This window comes from Anaerobacillus sp. (assembly GCF_046314235.1).
GTDB lineage: Bacteria > Bacillota > Bacilli > Bacillales > Anaerobacillaceae > Anaerobacillus.
On the sequence record NZ_JBKBWN010000001.1, the window covers coordinates 338622 to 356762 of the forward strand.

The 18141-nt window shown below is 36.3% G+C and carries 17 protein-coding genes; 5 read left to right on the forward strand and 12 right to left on the reverse strand.

The annotated features are described in order from the left end of the window. Positions 1–12: 12 nt before the first annotated feature. The 8 genes from ACK4M9_RS01545 to ACK4M9_RS01580 form a co-directional block, all read right to left on the reverse strand. Entirely contained in the window at positions 13–873 is an 861-nt protein-coding gene (locus ACK4M9_RS01545) for an ABC transporter substrate-binding protein (RefSeq protein WP_409847112.1), read from the reverse strand. 12 nt (positions 874–885) lie between these two features. After that, the gene (locus tag ACK4M9_RS01550) at positions 886–1809 is read right to left on the reverse strand and encodes a substrate-binding domain-containing protein (RefSeq protein ID WP_409847115.1); all 924 of its coding nucleotides are present in this window, start codon (positions 1807–1809) and stop codon (positions 886–888) included. Positions 1810–2268: 459 nt separating this feature from the next. Then, positions 2269–3840 (reverse strand): glycosyl hydrolase family 18 protein, encoded by a 1572-nt coding sequence (locus ACK4M9_RS01555; protein WP_409847117.1) that lies wholly within the window; start codon positions 3838–3840, stop codon positions 2269–2271. Positions 3841–4078: 238 nt separating this feature from the next. Next, positions 4079–4780 (reverse strand): ABC transporter ATP-binding protein, encoded by a 702-nt coding sequence (locus tag ACK4M9_RS01560; RefSeq protein ID WP_409847120.1) that lies wholly within the window; start codon positions 4778–4780, stop codon positions 4079–4081. Further along, positions 4773–5597, reverse strand: a complete 825-nt coding sequence (locus ACK4M9_RS01565; protein WP_409847122.1) for an ABC transporter permease — start codon at positions 5595–5597, stop codon at positions 4773–4775. Before ACK4M9_RS01565 ends, ACK4M9_RS01560 begins: the two co-directional genes overlap by 8 nt. Positions 5598–5753: 156 nt before the next feature. Next, complete coding sequence (locus tag ACK4M9_RS01570) at positions 5754–6332, reverse strand: nitrous oxide reductase accessory protein NosL (RefSeq protein ID WP_409847125.1); 579 nt, start codon at positions 6330–6332, stop codon at positions 5754–5756. Further along, a complete protein-coding gene (locus tag ACK4M9_RS01575) occupies positions 6329–7660 on the reverse strand; it encodes a right-handed parallel beta-helix repeat-containing protein (protein ID WP_409847127.1) in 1332 nt (443 codons plus the stop codon). The genes ACK4M9_RS01570 and ACK4M9_RS01575 overlap by 4 nt, the downstream gene beginning before the upstream one ends. 118 nt (positions 7661–7778) lie before the next feature. Further along, positions 7779–9236 carry a c-type cytochrome gene (locus ACK4M9_RS01580; protein ID WP_409847130.1) on the reverse strand — a complete coding sequence of 486 codons (1458 nt, stop codon included), beginning with the start codon at positions 9234–9236 and terminating at the stop codon, positions 7779–7781. Between the two features lie 717 nt (positions 9237–9953). On the opposite strand from ACK4M9_RS01580, the gene ACK4M9_RS01585 reads away from it, so the two are divergent. Both ACK4M9_RS01585 and nspC read left to right on the forward strand, forming a co-directional pair. Further along, on the forward strand, positions 9954–11195 hold the full coding sequence (locus tag ACK4M9_RS01585) for a saccharopine dehydrogenase family protein (RefSeq protein WP_409847133.1): 1242 nt from the start codon (positions 9954–9956) through the stop codon (positions 11193–11195). Position 11196: 1 nt separating this feature from the next. Beyond that, entirely contained in the window at positions 11197–12324 is a 1128-nt protein-coding gene (nspC, locus tag ACK4M9_RS01590) for a carboxynorspermidine decarboxylase (protein ID WP_409847135.1), read from the forward strand. A gap of 26 nt (positions 12325–12350) precedes the next feature. Here the strand turns inward: nspC and ACK4M9_RS01595 are convergent, their stop codons facing one another. From ACK4M9_RS01595 to ACK4M9_RS01610, 4 genes are all read right to left on the reverse strand, one after another. Next, positions 12351–13637, reverse strand: coding sequence for an ATP-binding protein (locus ACK4M9_RS01595; protein ID WP_409847138.1), 1287 nt, complete (start codon positions 13635–13637; stop codon positions 12351–12353). Positions 13638–13756: 119 nt separating this feature from the next. After that, positions 13757–14047: a DUF6407 family protein gene (locus tag ACK4M9_RS01600; protein WP_409847141.1), complete on the reverse strand. Its 291-nt coding sequence runs from the start codon at positions 14045–14047 to the stop codon at positions 13757–13759. A gap of 46 nt (positions 14048–14093) precedes the next feature. Continuing rightward, entirely contained in the window at positions 14094–14957 is an 864-nt protein-coding gene (locus ACK4M9_RS01605; protein WP_409847144.1) for a DUF6671 family protein, read from the reverse strand. Between the two features lie 157 nt (positions 14958–15114). After that, positions 15115–15552, reverse strand: a complete 438-nt coding sequence (locus ACK4M9_RS01610) for a UPF0158 family protein (protein ID WP_409847147.1) — start codon at positions 15550–15552, stop codon at positions 15115–15117. A gap of 201 nt (positions 15553–15753) precedes the next feature. On the opposite strand from ACK4M9_RS01610, the gene ACK4M9_RS01615 reads away from it, so the two are divergent. The 3 genes from ACK4M9_RS01615 to ACK4M9_RS01625 are packed head-to-tail and all read left to right on the forward strand — an operon-like array spanning position 15754 to position 18067. Next, positions 15754–15894 (forward strand): hypothetical protein, encoded by a 141-nt coding sequence (locus ACK4M9_RS01615; protein ID WP_409847150.1) that lies wholly within the window; start codon positions 15754–15756, stop codon positions 15892–15894. Between the two features lie 17 nt (positions 15895–15911). Then, entirely contained in the window at positions 15912–16373 is a 462-nt protein-coding gene (locus tag ACK4M9_RS01620) for a cytochrome c oxidase subunit II (RefSeq protein ID WP_409847153.1), read from the forward strand. A gap of 23 nt (positions 16374–16396) precedes the next feature. After that, complete coding sequence (locus tag ACK4M9_RS01625) at positions 16397–18067, forward strand: cbb3-type cytochrome c oxidase subunit I (RefSeq protein ID WP_409847368.1); 1671 nt, start codon at positions 16397–16399, stop codon at positions 18065–18067. Positions 18068–18141 lie beyond the last annotated feature (74 nt).

The following is an 18141-nucleotide window of genomic DNA, read 5'->3' on the forward strand; positions in this document are numbered from 1 at the left end:
CTCACTTAAAAGTTATTCTGTATATGGGACAAACAGTGGTTGACCATATAATTCAACACCAAAATCTCTAACAATTGCTTGAGCTTCTTCACTTACCATAAATTCTACAAAAAGTAGTCCAGCTTCACCGTTAACTAGCGAATGCTTTTGTGTTTTTACTTGCATCACGTGATAGATGTTTAACAAGACATCGTCACCTTCGACTAAAATTTTCATATCGTCAAAGTTTTTCGCATGCGCTAAGTACGTGGCTCGATCGGTTAATACATAGCCTTCTTTTTCGGCACTTAGGCGAAGTGTATTTCCCATTCCCTGGCCAGTCTCTAAATACCAACTTTCATTTACAGGATTAAGTTCTGCTGTTGCCCAAAGGTTTAACTCCGTTTTGTGAGTACCAGAGTCATCTCCTCTAGATACAAATGTTGCTTTTGTTTCATAGATTTTTTGAAGAGCTGTCACAACACTAGCACCATAGATACTGGCTGGATCCGTTTTGGGACCAACGATAATAAATTCGTTATACATAACTCTTTTTCTGTTAATTACGTGTTGGCTTTCTACTAATTTCATTTCAGCTACAGGAGCATGCGTTAACAAAGCATCGGCCTCACCTTGTTCTCCCATTGCTAGTGCCTGGCCTGTTCCAACTGCAATTGTTTTCACTTTTATACTATACTTTTCTTCAAAAAGTGGAATCAGCACATCTAAAAGTCCGCTATCTTGTGTACTTGTAGTTGTCGCTAAGATCATCTCCGTTGAAGCTTGGGTATCACTTGGAACATTATCCTTTGCTGGTTCATTTTTTGTACAAGCTACCACCATTAACAGAAATAGTGCAACAATACTTAACATGAACTTACGATTAACCCTCATGAGTAGCCGCCCCTAACTATATGTTTTGTATTTTATCTCACCTAAACCTTTAAGCATGTACCCTGGTATCTGAGCAATACTCTGCTTAAATTGTTTCGAACAAATAAGTTCATATAAGCTTTTAAGTTCGTTTTCATTTTCATTAGTCCAACGAAACACGAGATCAAATTGTTCCTCAGTGACAGGGATAAAATCTAATCCTAATTGTTCAGCTGCAGACCTAATCCCAAATCCTACATCAGCACTTCCCCTACTAATGTGAGAAGCCGTCGCCAAGTGGTTCCATTCTTCATTTTCATAGCCTTTAACTTGATTAGGTTTTATTTCTTGTTCCGCCAAGAAAGCATCTAATAAGAAGCGCGTCCCCGAACCTTTTTGGCGATTAACAAAGACGATCTCTTTCCGTGTTAAGTCCTTAAAAGAAGTAACCTTTTTAGGATTTCCTTTTGCCACTATAAAACCTTGCTCTCTCGAAGCTAGTCCAATCACTGATATTCGCTCATGAATAAAGAACTGTTTAATAAAAGGAATATTATACTCTTTTGACGTTGGATCTAGAAGATGAACTGCGGCAACATCGGCAACTCCTCGATACAACATCATTAGACCCTCAAGGCTACCAATATACGTTGGTTGGAGTTGCATACTCGTTTGTTGACTCACATACTTTGTTAATTGCTCTACTAGAAAATCGTGACTTCCAGTTAACCGAACTGTTGTATTAAGTGAAGGTTGAGAATTAACAACATTTGTACTATTACTCTGATAAGCTTGGGAGCTACTTTTAAACCTTTCTAGTTCTTCGGGATTAATTCGCATTTTATTGCCAACTTTAAAAGCATTTAACTCGCCTCTTTTTATAAGCTCGTAAACGGTATGTTTCGATATTTTAAATAGTTTTGCGATATCGTCAGGTGTATATGTCGTTTCGCTCATAATCATTCACCCCTCCATTCTTAAAAAAGACCTTAGGCGTCAGAAAAAATCAATTTCTATGATAGATTTCGTTTAGTTTTGTTAAGTTTTGTTTAGTTCCATTAAGTTTTATTTGATTTTAACACATTTAATAATCTCTATCTATGCATTTTTTCACGATAAGATGCATTTAACAAAGGAGCTTTGTTACTATCTTCATCGTTTGATTTGCTTAACTTAATGAATTTCATAATTCTATATTATCGCCATTTTGATACTATATGCAGTTGCGTAAAACCACTCGCAACTACATATACATATAGTTTGATATGGCTCATTTTTGGTAATTATGAAATTCACTCAACTAGTGAACGCAAAAAAAAATGACTCATATGTATCTTACCTCAGGCAATATAGTTAGTTCTATATTGTCCTTGAGGTGACAGATTGAGTCATCCTTGTATTAATGAGATCTACGTATTATTTTTTTAAACCATCTTGTACAGCTAACCAGAACATCTCATTTTCTTGGCCCATACGCCACATTGAAATTCCTGCAAGCTTATAACTATTTACATAACTTGTTTTTACCGATAGACTATCAAAATTTTCAAAGAAAACTGTACGGTTATCGCCATTTGCATCTACATAATTGAAATAAGGCGTACGCTCTAAACTATTCCACTTAATCTCGGGATTATGTGTAGCAATAAGTTGATCAATTTGTTTTAAAGTAAGAGCTCGGTTGCCCGTATTTTTTGAAATGTTCCAATCATACCCATATGCAGGTAAACCGAGTAGAATTTTATTCGAAGCAATATGAGCAGTAGCGTAGTTTAATACGCCGTTCATCCAATTATACCCTGCAACTGGACCAGGGTTCCCCCATGAACCATGCTGATCATAGGACATCACTTGAATATAATCAACATTACTTTTTCCTAAGAATTCAAAATCAAATGTACCACTCCAAGCCCATGTCGGACAATCACATGTTTTTGCTGGAACAGATACCATTACAGGATAACCTTCCTTATGAAAAGCATCTGTCATTTCTGTGACAAAGCGATTAAATAATGAACGGTCAGAAGCATACATATTTTCAAAGTTAAGGTTTGCTCCTTTATACCCATGTTCTTTAACGTATGAGACCATGTTTGAAATAACTGTTTCTTGTAATAAAGAGTTAGTGAAAATCGCTCTTGTTAAGTTTGGATCGAAGTGATTTTGGAATGTCGCATACGTGAAAACGTCATTCCCTTTTGAAAAATCAAGAGCTTCATGTGGAATAAAGCCAGTAATGCTACCATCATAATTTACATCAAGACTTGCAGTTGCAATTGTATTCAAATACTCATGCTTTGCAGTTAATGACTGATAAGAGATTAAGTCGTTATTCCAATACTTTGTGTAAAATCCAAGGATCATTAAATCTTGGACTGGATTTTTTTCGTCTTTTAGCTCTTCATCTACTTCACTTCCAGCAACGATTAACAATACTTGTCCAACAAAAATCATGTCAGAGGTTAAGTTATTTAATTCTTTAATTTCAGCAACACTAACACCGTATGTTAAAGAAATTAACCAAAGCGTATCTCCAGGTTTAACTACGTGATAAATAGGTTCTTGTACGTCTTTTGAAGGTGCGGTTTCTACTGGAATTTCTTCAATTGGATCTTCGTTGATCGGTTCTTGTGGAATCTCTTTTTTCGGTTCTTCGTTGACTGGTTCCTCTTCTGTTGGTTTTTCTTCTTTAATTTGTTCAGAGTCTTTAAGAACTAATTCATTCTTGACTACATTTAACCGGTTTTGCAAATCATCCTTACTTGCTCGAATTGGTTTGCCATTCCCTAAACTATCAATCTCTTTTTGAGCAAGGTTTACATATTCCCACGTGCGATGTAGCTCTGCTCTTTCCACTGCAGCAGTTGCTGTTTCCAAGCTACTACTTTGGTTTGGTTTTTTCGCCTCTACAACCATAGATAGAGGTGCTAAAGACAATACCAATATAAGTGTAAGGAACAGTGCTATTACCTTCTTAAACTTCATCATAATAATCTCTCCTCATGAATTTTTATGCAGTTCTGTATCTACATTTTAATTGATAGAATAAGAGATTATTAGCTGTAAATATTGGATAAAAATTTTAGGTATAGGCAAAAAAATCCTGCCAACAGTATTACTACTGCAGGAAGGATTTTTTATTACACTGATTATTTTTTAAGAGTAATCGAAAGCTTCGTACACATTACTATTTTCTTTTTGGATATATTACCCAAGATAAAAACTATTAAGCAAATACCGCTTTATAATACTTGGATAAATCTCTATCTTCCCCATTCATGAAGTTAACCTTTTCAATAATTACACCATTTCTCAGAAAAATGACTTGGTCAGAAACTGCTTCCGCCACTGCAATATTGTGTGTCGAAAAGAGGATGCTTTGCCCGTTATTTTTTAAGCAAATAATGATCTCTTGAAATGTTTTGATCCAGTGGGGATCTAAACCATTTGTTGGCTCATCTAGTAAAAGAAGCTTTGGCTTTGATACCATTGCTTGTGCAAGTAAGAGTCTTTGTCTCATCCCCTTTGACAGCTTAGAGATAAGTTGGCTCTTTTTGTCCCATAACCCAACAATTTCTAGCGTTTCTTTCACATACTTAGTTGATTTTTTTAAAGAAGCATAAAAGCTTAAGTATTCAAAGACAGATAGAGCTTCTTGAAAGTGAAAATCATCTGGCATATACCCTAACTGTTTCGCATAGTTCATTCGTTCTTTACGCCATAGTAACCCATTGATTCGAATAGTTCCGGTGATAGGTTGCGTTAATCCGGTAACCATTTTTATGATTGTACTTTTTCCAGCCCCATTTCCACCGCACAAGGCGATAATATTTGATTTATTCATCGTGAGAGAAAAGGGGTCAACAATCCTAGTAGATCCATACGACTTACTAACATTATCAATTTCTAAAAGCGCTTGATTACCCATGTTTTCTCCCCCTCTCAGTAATATAAACGGCAAAAATCATAAAAAAACAAACCCAAATAAAACACAAAAGAGCGAAATATAGTGATCCAAAACTTGAATTTGCCCATTCTACCCACCTAATATATTCAGGACCAAATACTGCTCCACCACCTAACTGAACAATCATAAAAATTCTCGTAAATTCAGCTGGATTTAATAAGGTAACGATTTGTAGTATCACCTTTAGTGTCTGGTATTGTAACGTACTTAATGTCGAGATCATAATGATTGGCCAAGCTAATACAAAAATGATCCAGATACTAACACTCATCGTCAACGCTTGCCACCTATTTTCTGAAACTGTCCCAATAAATATGGCTAACGCTAAAAAAATCACTATTAGTAATGTAGAGAATATAAGTAAAAAGAGTCCAATACTACTATTGAAAGCTGCCCCAAATAGGAGACCAATAATCCCTGTTATTCCAAAGCCAAACGAAACAATTGCAATGATAACGAAGAATATTCCTAGATATTTTCCTATGAGCCAATTACTACTCGAGAGTGGATAGGAAAGCAGTAAGTGCCAATTCCCATCTTCTTTTTCCGTTGTTACAGAGAAAGAACCTAGCATTAAAGTCATCAAAGGCAGGAAATAAAGGAGTAAGTTCATCATCGTTCCAGTCATAGTCGTGTATTGTCCAATTCCAGCTTCAACGTCTGCATTGATAAATAATAAGGCGATGGAAAGTAATGAGAATGTAATTACAAATGTATAAGACCAGGGATTACGAAAACCTAATTTCAGTTCTTTTTTTGCAATCGTGAGAATGTTCACTATTCCAACTCCTTTGAAAACTACATTTACATAGGAGGATGACTCATAAGTTCTGCTCACCAAGTAGTTACTACTTCTAACTAGAGCTATAAAAGTATCACACCCTTATAGTACTTGAGCTGACACATACTAATGAGTCACCTTCTTTATTAGAAATTAATGTCCTGTTTTCTTTTCATGAGACTTTTCTTCTTCATGGTTTTCTTTATCATGCTCATCTTCTTCACCATGTCCATGTCCATCTCCATGATGACCTTCTATCATACCGCTCTTCCAGTGGTGCGTTTCTAGGTTTGCAAATGTAAGTACCTGACCTATTTGGTGCGCTGCTACAAACTCATTGGCTGCATTTTCTGAAGCAAAAGAATACACTCCATAATCCATTGGAGTTGGAGTTTGAAAATCAGGTGAGTAGACAAAAGTAGCTTCTTGCAAAACAATCCATTCACCTGAGTTAAAATCACGAACATAACGAACGTTTACGTTTTCCATCCCATGTTCATGACTCCATTCAACCATACATCCTAGATCATCAAATGGTAAGTATCGCCCATCATTTAACACGATCTGAGTAGCATGGAAGTCTTCTGAAACTAACATATTACAATGCTCACAGCGATCAACCCCATACTGAATTGCCCCAGGTAAATGTATTTCATCTTTCGTACCACAAGCTGTTGCTGTTATTCCTATTAAAAGCATGATGATCATTAATGTGAAGATGTTCTTTTTCATATCCTTCTCCCTCCAATTATTAGTAAAATCGACCCAAAAGCTAAACTCACATACATTAACACATCATATGGTGACGCACTTTTACTTACTAAAACTGGCTTTGAGTATGCTTCCATCAAAGGAGCTGTATCCTTTAAAATTTTAGTATCATCCATATCAAATAGTAGCTGTAAAAAAAGCATTCCAGGTGATTGCGCTAAAAGTTGATATGGTGGTTGCTTGTCTACTAAATTAAGGAAAATAGGGTCTGCTTGAAAAGCTAACTCACTAACACCATTCCCCGTAAAATCTAACCCGGTATGGGTGTCCCAATAATTTAATCTAACAATGTTTTGATTACTATCGGTGGTTCTCGCTTGAATAACGTTTGTAAAAAAGTCGTTATGAATAATTGCGTTATTCATTGAACTTTCGATCTGGAATCCAACAAAGTTCGCCTGTAACTTATTTTCAGAAATATTATTATTACTTGAGCGGTCTACAGATATCCCTATTATATTTTCTGCTAGTAAATTCCCCTTGAAAATTGATTCATTTACGTCATAAATCATTAAACCTTGTGAGTGAACATGGTAATTTTGTTTAACAAAAGTATTATTTATAATCTTCAAATTTGCAGAATTCATTGCCAAAGTTCCTGTAATATTATTGCTTGCATAATTATTATTCAATTCCGTGCCATCTGCAGACATTAGATGAAACCCATAACGAGAATGAGTAACATTGTTATTTTCAATAATGTTACGTAAGCTACTTACGATATAATATCCATCCAACTGATTGATCAGAGTATTATTTCGAAGAATATTATCATGAGAACCATATAAATCAATTCCATTCCCTAGTTGATTGTCTGTGCTCGTAGCAGGTTCAGGTAAGTTATGCTGATGATTACGTTCAATATGTGAGTTTTCAATAACATTTCTACTTGACTGATTTAACTTTATTCCTATACCTAAATTGATTATTTTAAGTTTATTTAACCTATTATCGTTTCCATCAATAACTATGGCTGGTGAATGACTATTTTGTTGAACCGTAATTCCAGTAATAGAAACAAGATCAGATAATATCTGTATAGCACTTTCATCAGAGTGATTGATGATACTTACTCCTTCAGCTATGATCTCAAGTGGTTTCGTAACAATTACTACTTCTTCATAAGTACCTTCTGGAATGATAATCTTCTCGCCTGGCTCCGCTTGGATAATTAATTCAGAAATCGATACATTAGCTGCAGTAGGAGAGCTTAAACAAATAGTTGAGATAAGTATTATCATAAAAAATAGGAGAATTTTATTCCAACCTAATACGCATCTATCATTCACTAATAAGTCACCTCCTTACATAAGAATAGTTATTAGCTTTCGGTTTTAAAAATATGTAAAATAACCCGAAAGAAAGAGATGTCTATAAAGCCAAATCTCTTTCTTTCGGGTTGATGCTTTATTCAACTTGGTGTAGCCATTCAGCTATTAGTTCTGCCTCTTCATCTGAAACGAGACCACCTGGCATCGAGCCCTGCCCATGCTTAATAATATTTTCGATTTCTTCAACAGTATAACGTTCACTAATTCCTTCTAAAGATGGACCAGAAGCGCCTTCTAAATTAGCACCATGACACGCTAGACAAGACTGACGATAAGAATTGATTGCTTGTGCATTTGGTTCGGCTTCATCAATTTCTTCTGGAATATCCAAGGCACCTACAGCAGAGTAAGGAACAAATTGCATCTCATGTGGAGTTCCATGTGCAGGCATTTCATTTATCAGTGAACCGTCCTCAGTATCCCAAATTTGAATGCCCCCTGCGATACTTCCACCTAATTGATATGGATAACGATTATTGTCCATCGCATGATTAAGTGTCCATAACTCTCTTCCATCAGGACTTACACCTGTATGTGCTGGTATAGATGTACCTGTCACATTCCATACTTGTTCATAAGTTTCGGTGTTATATTTATAAATCTGATCACCAAAAGTAGTAAAATATACGAATTGACCATCAGGACTAAATGACAAGTGGATCGGTGATTGTTCCGTTTCAATTGTATGAACAACCTCTAGTGTTTCAACATCAATAACAGGTACTATATTTTCATTCATAACAGCCGCCCATGCATACTTACCATCAGGAGATAAATTCACACCATGGACCATACCACCAAAAGTTAGCTCTTTTACAACTTCAAGTGCTTCCCAATCGATGGCAAAAACTCTACCACCATCATGAACAGAAACAAATAAGTAAGGGCTATCAATAACTTCACCGTTCCAATACATGATTGGAGAAATATAATCATTGCCCATTCCAGTTGTGATATCTTTTACCTTTTGCCTAGTTTCGGTATCAATAACCGATACTGTATCAGCATATTGATTGGCTACAAAAAGATATTTATTGTCAGGTGATAGCGCAGCATGGTGGCCCCCTAGCCCCGCCTCAGATCGCCAAAGCTCATTAAATGTTTTAGGATCATACGCTATGACTTCAGATGGTTCATCATAATCGTACCAGTTAACGGTATACATTACTTCAAAATCATTAGAAAAAACCATAGCATGTACATCATGTAGATTTGGGTAATAAGGTTGAGTACGTTCGAGTTTCGGTCCTTCCACTTCAATAGCTGTTAACATTTTGTGGTATTTTGCATCCGCCACCCATATTTTATTACTTGTACCACCTCCAATAAAAGCAATACTATCGCTACCTAGCTTTCCTCCTGCCAATCTTTGAGCTAGTTCTTCTTCGGTTTCCTCTTTTTGGACAGCTGGTTTTTCATTGGTAGCTTGTCCTTCTTCATCTTCATTTGGAGCAACATTACAGGAGCTTAATAAAACCCCAAGTGCTAATATCAATATAAATTTTTTTAGTGAAAATGCAGGACGTTTCTTCAATTGTCTCAACTCCATTTCGTTTCAAAATCAATAAACAGCTAAAGTTATTATTTTATAAAAACTAGAATTTATTCTCCAAAGGACTTATAAGTTAGAGGATTTCCCTCAACTAAGGCTCCAAACAGTGAAGTTATTTTCCAATCTTTAAATTTTTTTATTAAAACTATTGAAATCTGAATAATATATGTTAATCTAAGAGTGCATTCTTTTGGAAAACTAATATATTCAAAATATAACGTATTCCATGCAGATAATTTTTGACCACTTCTATTATGAAGTTAAGGCCATACGGACAGCCGGGTCAAATGCCGACTGGCAACTTAGTTGCCTTATTGATTGAGTTAAAAGCTCAAATTTTATAAGTTGGTTACTTTACAACCAGTGCATATGCACACAACTTGTGAAACGATCAATAAGAGTGATAAAAGTATTTATTTGCTATATAGACTCTGATCTCGTAACGATATATTTTGAATATTTAAGAGCCTCCTATCAAAAGTTCTAGGACTTTCGTGTGTTCGTATATTTCTGACTTTTGTTATAAGTATACTGATGCTTTTTAATATTGACGATTATATCTAAGCAAGTGTTGTGCGCAATTATGCGTTTGCACTTGCTTTTTTGTTTGTTTTAAAAATTTTTTTTGAGGGGATAGGTTAATACTAATATTTTAAAGTCCCTCAACTCTGCAAAATTCATTAGTAAGGAGAGATAAGAATGGGAAAAGCACTTATTATTGGTTGTGGTGGAGTGGCAGCAGTAGCCGTCCATAAATGCGTTCAAAACAGCGAGGTATTTGAAGAGATTTGTATCGCAAGTCGTACAAAATCTAAATGCGATGACTTAAAAGCGAAATTAGACGGCGGAAAAACGAAAATTACAACAGCGCAAGTTGATGCAAATAATGTTGATGAGTTAATTGCTTTAATTGAAGAGGTAAAACCAGATATCGTAATGAACTTAGCTTTACCATATCAAGATTTAACGATTATGGATGCTTGTCTTGCAACTAAGACACACTATATGGATACAGCAAACTATGAACCAGAAGATACGGCGAAATTTGAATATAAATGGCAATGGGATTACCGCGAGCGCTTTGAAAAAGCTGGAATTACAGCATTATTAGGTAGCGGTTTCGATCCAGGTGTAACAGGGGTATTTTCTGCTTATGCACTTAAACATTATTTTGATGAAATTGAATATATCGATATTCTAGATTGCAATGGTGGAGACCACGGCTATCCGTTCGCAACGAATTTTAACCCAGAAATAAATATTCGTGAGGTTTCTGCAAATGGACGTTACTACGAGAACGGTAAGTGGATTGAAACAAAACCAATGGAAATCAAACGTGTCTACAACTTCCCTGAAGTTGGCGAAAAAGATATGTACTTACTGTACCATGAAGAGTTAGAATCTCTTGCTGTTAACATTCCTGGAGTGAAGCGCATTCGGTTCTTTATGACATTTGGTCAAAGCTACCTCACGCACTTAAAGTGTCTAGAAAACGTCGGTATGACTTCGATTGAACCAATTGAATACGAAGGAAAGCAAATCATTCCACTTCAATTCTTGAAGGCTGTTTTACCTGATCCTGCTTCATTAGGTCCAAGAACTGTCGGAAAGACAAACATTGGATGTATCTTTAAAGGGAAAAAAGACGGAAAAGAGAAAACATATTATGTTTATAATGTTTGTGACCATCAGGAATGTTTTAGAGAAGTAGGTTCACAAGCAATTTCTTATACAACTGGTGTTCCTGCAATGATCGGTGCAATGATGATTATGAAGGGATTATGGAATAAACCAGGCGTCTTCAATATTGAGGAGTTTGATCCAGATCCATTCATGGATGCATTGAACAAATGGGGTCTACCATGGCAAGAAGACTTTAGCCCAGTGCTTGTCGATTCAGAAGACTCTGTTGAAAAAACTGAGCTGGAGTTTGTTCGTTAAGATGCGGTTCGAAGAGTTACCAACACCATGTTATGTAGTAGATGAAGATCTTTTAGAGAAAAACCTTAAAGTTCTAAATGGGGTTATCGAACGAACAGGCTGCAAAATTATTTTGGCACAAAAAGCATTTTCCATGTTTGCGATGTATCCTCTCATTGGAAAATATTTAAATGGCACGACAGCGAGCGGAATATATGAAGCTCGTCTAGGTTACGAGGAAATGGGCAAAGAAAATCATGTCTTTGCCCCTGCCTATCGTGATGATGAAATAGATGAAATAATCTCGATTTGTGATCATATTATCTTTAATTCCTTCTCACAGTTAGAAAAGTTCAAAGAGAAAGCACTTCAAGCTGGTAGAAAAGTCGGCTTGCGAATTAACCCTGAATGCTCAACCCAAGGTGGACATGACATTTATGATCCTTGTGCAATCGGTTCGCGCTTCGGTGTAACGAAAGCGCACTTTCGACCTGAATTACTTGATGGCGTTTCAGGTTTACATTTTCACACTCTTTGTCAGCAAAACTCTGACGATTTAGAAAAAACGCTTAATGCAGTTGAAGAAAAATTCGGTCCATATTTATCACAAATGGAATGGATTAACTTTGGTGGCGGTCATCATATTACAAGAGAAGATTATGATATCCCATTATTAGAAAAATGTATTAAACGAATGCAAGATAACTATGGTTTACAAGTTTATCTCGAGCCAGGGGAAGCCGTTGCGCTTAATGCCGGCTACCTGATTACAACCGTCCTTGATACGATTGAAAACGGAATCGAAATTGCAATTCTTGACACTTCAGCATCATGTCATATGCCTGATGTGCTTGAAATGCCTTATCGCCCACCTCTTTTTGGATCAGGAGAAGCAGGAGAGAAACCATTTACATACCGACTTGGTGGACAAACCTGTATGGCAGGCGATGTAATCGGAGATTATTCATTTGACCAGCCACTTAAACATGGCGATCGACTAGTTTTTGGTGATATGGCCATCTACTCGATGGTGAAGAACACCACGTTTAACGGCATGCCATTACCAACTATTGCTGTTAAAGGTAAAGACGGGGATTGCTATATTGCTCATCAGTTCGGATATCAAGATTTTAAGATGAGACTTGCATAGGGAGGGGACAGGAAACTGTCCCTTTTTTACGTTGTTTGGGACGAGGTACCTGTCACCTTATCCCATTGATCTTTGAAAGTAATAGTAAAAGTTGAACCTTCCCCAATCTTACTATCGACCTTAATTGTTCCTTTCATAATCTCAATTATTCTATACACAACCATCATTCCTAAACCTGTTCCTTTTCCTTCTTTTGTAGAGAAGTAAGGTTCTCCTAATCGAGTCAACTGTTCTTTTGACATACCAATGCCTGTATCGCTTATGAAAATAAAAAGCTCGTTTGTATTGCTTTTTACACCTGTTTTAATTAACAAATCACCACCGTTTGGCATTGCCTCGATACAATTTTTTATAATGTTAATTAATGATTGTAGAAATAACGAACGGTCTCCCATTACAGTTAGATTTTCAGTAAAGTGAGTTGAAACGTTTACTGAACTCATGTTAGCTAATGGCGTTAATATCTCAATACATTTTTCCAATACTTCCCTCAAATACAATTCTTCTTCTTTTTTAATTTCAGGTTTGGCAAAAGTAAGAAAGTCTTTTACTACCTTTTCTGCTCGATCTATTTCTTGAATAGAAAGGTTAAAAAACTTTTTATCGGAAGGATCTATGTTACGCTCACTTAATAACTGCATAAAGCCTCTACTAGTGGTAAGGGGGTTACGAATTTCATGCGATATACATGCTGCAAGTTGAGTAACAACCTCAAGCCTTTCTGTTTTTATTACTTTTTGCTTCAGTGTAAAGTTCTGTTTTAAAGTTTCAGCAATATATGATATAAAAAACATGCCGATCGCTTGGATAATTAAATAATCAACAAGTAGGGAAACCTTAATAGTACCAGTAAATAACCACACCACAAAAAATGTATATACGGATGAAAATATTGACAAACCGAATGCAAAGAGTACACGGTTTATAAAAGACATTGAATTAAACTTTTCAGATAGAAAGAAAGACAAGATTAAAATCGTAAATGATATAGTCAGATTAGATAATATACCTGGACCACCTAAAATAACATGAAAAACATTTGTAACCAAAAACAGAGAAACTGCAACAATTGGTCCACCTGTTAAGCTCCCTAACAAAAAGGGGATTTGTCTTAAATCAAAAGTATAATAATTCCCATAACTAATCGGAAGGACTGTACAAAGGATGATCGCTAGCCCAGTAGTAATAAAAATCCCAATTTTTTGTTGCTTTAAAGATGCAGCTCCTAATCCATCTATATATAATTGAAAAATAAATAAACAAGTAATAATAAACAAAATATTAATTAAAAGTTCGTAACTTAGAACTGTCATTGAAATACCCTCGAAATCATAAATTTGTTTTCTAACATAATGCCTGCAAAGTTATTCTAACATTTTCAATCACAAATAAACAGAGGGACAAGGGGTCAGTGATCTGTACCCCTTGTCCCTTAATAATATCTAATAACTTGGCCTTCGTAGACGCCTTCAACACTTAAATGCTGACCACCCTTTAGGGAGAGTTCAACAACTTTAGATAAGAGGTTTTCTTCAATAATTGAAGCTAAATGTAATACTCTCACGATCCCCACCTCTGTTAACTCAGCTTCTTCACGTGATTTTAAATTAAAATACTGAACTGCTTTTCTAACTAAATCTTTCAATGCTTCGATATCGTCTTCTTTAAATTCGTTTGTATTAGTTATTGCTTCATTTACAAAATCATTTAAACTTTTCGACATAAAAACTTCTCCTTTGCTTTGATAATGGGACAAGGGACCTGTGTCCCTATGGATTACAAACATTGCAATATGTTGGATCGGCATGTTTATTTCCATTTGGGTATTTAACTTCTTTTTGTCGCTTGCACTGTTTACACTCATAAACTTGTAGCAAAGTCATGTTAGTAGGAAAGCCACATAGTTGACATGGTAAGCCTTTTTTAATTTCAATTACCTCAAAGCCTGGTGTCTGGCAATTAGGGCATAGCGAGTTCATTTTTGATACTAGATCAAGTGTCGCTAGCTTAATATTGTTCATTCGAGTAGGATTGTACATTGCTCGCATATCAGTTTCGATGAAGACGGTTTGCTGAGATTTTGTAAAAAAAGCTACCGAGTCTCTCAATTGATCGCTATCCGTAATCCCTTTAATTATTTCATTTGGATCTGTTGTGGTAGCATTCTTTTTTACGATTACACCATGCTCAGGAAAGCCAATAGACTTGGCAAAAGCAGCGGCTTCCTCAAAGCTAGCTACTTCTTTTTGTGCATAGTTTGTATCACTGTTTGCTATATAACCGGTTATTTCTAGTTCGAGATCTCGATCTACTAAGAGGATTAGCTCTCGATTAAAGGGAGCAAATGAAAAAACCGGGTGTGGGCCAAACGATCCCTCACTAGCAATCCCAATGTTCAAACCAGTTTGAAGCATTGCTACTTCCACCTTTTTCCTTGCGGCCTCAAGTTGATCACCGGTTCTCTCAACTTCATTTGTAAATGTTCCAAAAACATCTGAATTAAACTCAACAGGTACGACTATTTTTAGTCCTAGCTCACTTTCCAATATAGGAGCAATTACTTGCTCTTTCTTATGCATCGTTGCAAGGACCGCTTTACGCCCACTAAATAATTTTTTCACTTTATTATCCAAAGGATGATCTCCTTTCAAAAAGTCGCATCAATAAATAGTTTTTCTATTCCCGGTCAACTAAACAAGTTTCAACGATTACAGAACCACCAATAAATGTAGGTTACATTAAGCCATAAAGCTTTAAAATTACAGACTGCAACCTATCCCTATTTTAATCTTAAGATTCGTCAATCAAAATTTCTTCTGATCGTAGCCAATCAATTATCCTAGTTTTATTTATGTCATATTTGTACTGATAATATTGCTGTTGAATATCTGGATTTTCTGCCAATACATCCTTAAATCTTCGAAATACACCTCTATTTCTAGAGAGGGCATCGTACAACTCGGATTTAATTTTATCAGAAGCAACCGTTTCAACGAATTCTTCCATGTCTGTAAAACCCTCATGAGAGTCTGTTTGAGGCACTCTAAAATAGATTTCGCCAAATCCTTCCTCAACTTCTTCCATTACTTCATCATACTCGTTTCTAACCATAAAGCTCGATAAAAATGCAACTTCGTTTGTTTCGATATTAAGAAAATATTCATGATCCATTTGACTATCATCATAGCAATCAATCAGTTCTTCCAAAGTTTCTTTTGAGATTTTCATTTTTGTTTTCTCCTCTCAACAATCGTTATTTTTATTATAGACAATTGTACCCTTATTTTTCAGTAGCAATTGTGGATATCTAAAATATATTACACATTTTAAAATTTACACTTTCTTTATAGTGTTTAGGTGACTATTGTCACTTACTGGATGATCATTGTGATTTAAAATGAAATTATCAACGAAGGGGAGGTTGAAAGAATGGCGATCAAAAAATTAGATAAAAAGCAAGGTGAGGAAGCAACAACTTTAGTTGGAACAGCTATAGGGGTTGGTTTTGTCGGGGTAGTCATTTTAATTAGTTATCTTACTCTATACGGATTTTATATGGTTAGAGTGTAGAAGGGGGATGGGGAAAAATGCATAAATCAGAAAAAATATGGCTAACAATTAGTTTTGGTATGATCATGATGTTTATGATTGCGACGGGGTACCAAGCGTTTGCGCTAGGAATGACACCTCCAGGGGGAGTGGAAACAATCGATCCACAGAGAGTCGACCAGATCGCACCGTTTGATAATCCAGGAATTACGCAGATAGGTGATAATGAATATGAAGTAGTGATGACAGTACAACTCTATAGTTTTACTCCAAACACATTTGAAATTCCGGCAGGTTCCACGGTTCATTTTAAATTAACATCAAAGGACGTTGTCCATGGATTTCAAATTGTAGATACAAATGTAAACGGGATGGTTGTACCTGGGCATATCTTAAATGTTACGCAAAAGTTTGATAAACCTGGTGAGTATTTAGTGTTATGTAATGAGTATTGTGGGATTGGTCACCAGTATATGGCGACAACGATTACTGTTAAATAAAGGGGGGAATTACATTGGAACTTATGAGCGCACAAACGTTAAAAGATAAAACAAATGAAGTGTTAGGAGTAAATCCTGAGGATGCAAAATTAACGAAATCATTTTTATTAGTATCATTTGTCGCATTACTTCTCGGGGGACTTTTCGGCCTATTACAAGGGATAAATCGTGCAGGACTATTAGAATTACCAACGTGGCTTAACTATTATCAAGTTCTTACTGCTCACGGACTGTTGTTGATCGTAGTATTTTCGGGGTTCTTTATGATTGGATATTTTTACTCAGGTCTTTCACATACATTAGGTGGTCTTCTACCTAAAGTTCGAAGACTTGGTTGGATCGGTTTTGGATTAGCGATGTTCGGTACGGTATTAGTTGTCATAATGGTGCTCATGAACGAAGCATCCGTCTTATTCACCTTCTATCCACCGATGAAGGCAAACCCAATCTTTTACTTCGGCTTAGTATTTGTTGTGCTGGGGATTTGGGCATGCTGCTTTGGAGCTTATATCCAAGTAGCAAACTGGAGAAAGAGGCATAAAGGTCAACATCTTCCAATCCTTTCATTCTTTGCAACAGGCGCATTTGTTTTACTGTTCGCTTGTACACTATTTGTTGCCGTAGAAGTTTTATTCTTAATCCTTCCTTGGTCACTTGGTTGGGTTGATACAATCAACGTGATGTTAGCAAGGACGCTGTTCTGGGCGTTTGGACATACAGCGGTTAATATTTGGTATATGACAGCAGTATCTGCTTGGTATGTCATTGTACCAAGAGTGATCGGTGGAAAGCTTTGGAATGATACTTTAACACGGGTAGTTGTTATTGCGCTTGTGATTATGAATATTACTGGGGGCTTCCATCACCAAATCGTTGACCCAGGGATTTCAGATACAATCAAATATATGCATGTATTTATGAGTTTAGCGATTGGTTTTCCTTCATTAATGACGGCATATGCACTATTTGTTGTCATGGAACGTACTGCTAGAAGAAAAGGTGGTAAAGGTATTCTTGGTTGGCTGAAGGTATTACCGTGGGGCGATGTTCGTTTCTTAGCTCCGTTTATTGCAATGCTTGCGTTTGCTCCGGCTGGTGCAGGAGGTATTGCTCAAACAACGTTCCAATTAAATTCAGTTGTTCATAACACGATGTGGGTAGTTGGACATTTCCACTTAACTCTAGGTATGTCTGTAGCGATGACTTTCTTTGGAATTAGTTACTGGTTAATACCATTTCTTTCAGGACGTGTATTAACACCAGCGATGAATAAATTGGGTGTCATTCAAACAATCATCTGGTCAGGTGCGATGATCCTAATGGCATTCGCAATGCACACGGCAGGATTATTCGGTTCACCAAGAAGAACTTCTTACACAACATATGGAGATCACGCAGCAGCACTTGGATGGGATCCGTACATGATGTTAATCGGTATCGGTGCCGTACTCTTATTAATTGGGGTCCTTATCCAATTCTACGCAGTAATCAATCTTATGTTCTTTGCACCAAAAGGTCAGACAGAATTCCCAATTGCAGAAAAGGAACCAGGTGACGTTTCTGGGTATTGGACAGAACGTTGGGGAGTATGGGTTGTACTAATGATTATTGTTGTAGCAATGGCCTATGTTGTCCCGATCGTTGACATGATTGTGAACGCACCGCCAGGGTCACCGCCATTTAGAACTTGGTAGCTAGTTAAGTAGAGGGATAGTTCGTAATCTACGGCTATCTCTTTACTCTTAGTTTGATACTTTTAAAGTTAGGA

Coding starts and splice junctions, on each gene's coding strand:
- ACK4M9_RS01550 (WP_409847115.1), bottom strand. CDS start 1,809: ATGAGCGAAACGACATATACACCTGACGATATCGCAAAACTATTTAAA.
- ACK4M9_RS01620 (WP_409847153.1), top strand. CDS start 15,912: ATGCATAAATCAGAAAAAATATGGCTAACAATTAGTTTTGGTATGATC.
- ACK4M9_RS01585 (WP_409847133.1), top strand. CDS start 9,954: ATGGGAAAAGCACTTATTATTGGTTGTGGTGGAGTGGCAGCAGTAGCC.
- ACK4M9_RS01570 (WP_409847125.1), bottom strand. CDS start 6,332: ATGAAAAAGAACATCTTCACATTAATGATCATCATGCTTTTAATAGGA.
- ACK4M9_RS01555 (WP_409847117.1), bottom strand. CDS start 3,840: ATGATGAAGTTTAAGAAGGTAATAGCACTGTTCCTTACACTTATATTG.
- ACK4M9_RS01560 (WP_409847120.1), bottom strand. CDS start 4,780: ATGGGTAATCAAGCGCTTTTAGAAATTGATAATGTTAGTAAGTCGTAT.
- ACK4M9_RS01600 (WP_409847141.1), bottom strand. CDS start 14,047: ATGTCGAAAAGTTTAAATGATTTTGTAAATGAAGCAATAACTAATACA.
- ACK4M9_RS01595 (WP_409847138.1), bottom strand. CDS start 13,637: ATGACAGTTCTAAGTTACGAACTTTTAATTAATATTTTGTTTATTATT.
- nspC (WP_409847135.1), top strand. CDS start 11,197: ATGCGGTTCGAAGAGTTACCAACACCATGTTATGTAGTAGATGAAGAT.
- ACK4M9_RS01545 (WP_409847112.1), bottom strand. CDS start 873: ATGAGGGTTAATCGTAAGTTCATGTTAAGTATTGTTGCACTATTTCTG.
- ACK4M9_RS01615 (WP_409847150.1), top strand. CDS start 15,754: ATGGCGATCAAAAAATTAGATAAAAAGCAAGGTGAGGAAGCAACAACT.
- ACK4M9_RS01625 (WP_409847368.1), top strand. CDS start 16,397: ATGAGCGCACAAACGTTAAAAGATAAAACAAATGAAGTGTTAGGAGTA.
- ACK4M9_RS01610 (WP_409847147.1), bottom strand. CDS start 15,552: ATGAAAATCTCAAAAGAAACTTTGGAAGAACTGATTGATTGCTATGAT.